At 65.2% G+C, this 1,429-nt stretch carries 2 protein-coding genes; both read right to left on the bottom strand.

From position 1 onward, the window contains the following. Positions 1-44: 44 nt before the first annotated feature. On the bottom strand, positions 45-719 hold the full coding sequence (locus A5791_RS13480; RefSeq protein ID WP_067237129.1) for an isoprenylcysteine carboxylmethyltransferase family protein: 675 nt from the start codon (positions 717-719) through the stop codon (positions 45-47). A gap of 37 nt (positions 720-756) precedes the next feature. Then, the coding region (locus A5791_RS13475; protein ID WP_156661244.1) for an acyl carrier protein at positions 757-1,429 on the bottom strand (673 nt) is incomplete at its 5' end.

Below are 1,429 nucleotides of genomic sequence, written 5' to 3'. Positions count from 1 at the left end.
GCGCCGCCGTGACTAGTGGGCCGAGGCCGGTGAGAACCCGGCCGTTACCACATGCATGGCACCAGGCGACTGCGAACTTTCTGCGTGTACTCCTGATATCCGCGCAATTCTTCCCGGAGTAGCTTTTCCTCATCGCGGATCCGCCATGTGAGTACCAATAGGCCAGTTACGACGAAGACAAGTCCCCAGTACGAACCGAGCGCAAGAGGGATGCCGACCATCAGAATCACATTGCCGGTGTACATGGGGTGGCGCACCAACCCATAGAGGCCGGTGGAGATGACCTCCTGGCCGGACTCCACCCGGATGGTGGCGGACGCATAGCTGTTCTGAACGACCACCAGCATCATCACGCTCACGCCAACGGCTACCAGGACATCACCAACCACACAAATTGCGGTTGGCACGCGCGACCAGCCAAAGCGATGGTCGAGGGCGCTGACCACCATCATCGCGGCCAGCGACAACCATGCGATCCCCATGACCACCTTCTGCGCCCGTCTGGCCTCCGCGGTTGGGCCCCCGCGCCTCCGCCGCTCCAGCGCAGCCGGATTCGTACGCAGCAGGTAGATGCCGAAAAGGTAGCCCGGAAGGGTGAATGCTGCCAGGAAAACCCATGCTTGCCAGTAATTGAGTGTGAATGCTGCCGAAAAGATCAACAAGCCGAACTCAAGAGGTTCCAAAAGCGCTAACAGTAGCTTTTTGAGGAAGCTTTTCACGATTCTCCGTCCGATCGGCTTCGCGAATTGTGCAATGTCACGCGACTTGCCTGGCGGTCAGCTTTTCGTGCAGCAGTTCGGCCAGCCCGCGGATGGTGCTGATTTTTGCGAGGTCGGTGGAGGTGATGCGTATTCCGGTTTCGGTTTCGAGGCGGGTGCGTAGTTCGTGGGCGCCGAGGGAATCCATGCCGTATTCGGGGAGAGGTCGGTCGGGATCGACGTCGCGGCGCAGGATGAGGCTGACTTGGTCGGAGATCAGTCGCCGTAGTCGGGTGGGCCATTGGTGGGGCGGTATTTCGTCGAGTTCGGCGCGGAGTTTTTTGCTGCCGGTGCTGTTCTGGGTGTCGGCGCGGAACGCTTCGGCGAAGGAGCTGCGGTGGGCGAAGGCGGTTAGCCAGGGGGCGGCGGTGAGGGATGTGTAGCCGGTGGTGGCACGGTCGTGGCGGAGCAGGGTCTGAAAGGCGTGGGTGGCTTGCTCGGCGGTGATGGTGGGGTCGGGGCTGCCGGTGGTGGTGGGGGTCCAGGGGCCCCAGGCGATGGTGGTGGCGGTCAGGCCGCGGGCTCGGCGCCATCGGGTGAAGGCGTCCAGCCAGCTGTGGGCCGCGGCGGGCGCGCCGTGGCCGGGGGCGCCCCGCCGGGCGCCCGCCGCGGGGCACCCGCCGCCCCCGTCCCGCGGGGGCCCCGCGGGGGGCCGCGGGCGGGTGCAGGCG

Source organism: Mycobacterium sp. 852002-51163_SCH5372311 (genome assembly GCF_001667115.1).
Lineage (GTDB): Bacteria > Actinomycetota > Actinomycetes > Mycobacteriales > Mycobacteriaceae > Mycobacterium.
The sequence above is the reverse complement of the archived record's forward strand: the minus strand, read 5'-3'. Positions and strand labels throughout refer to the sequence as shown.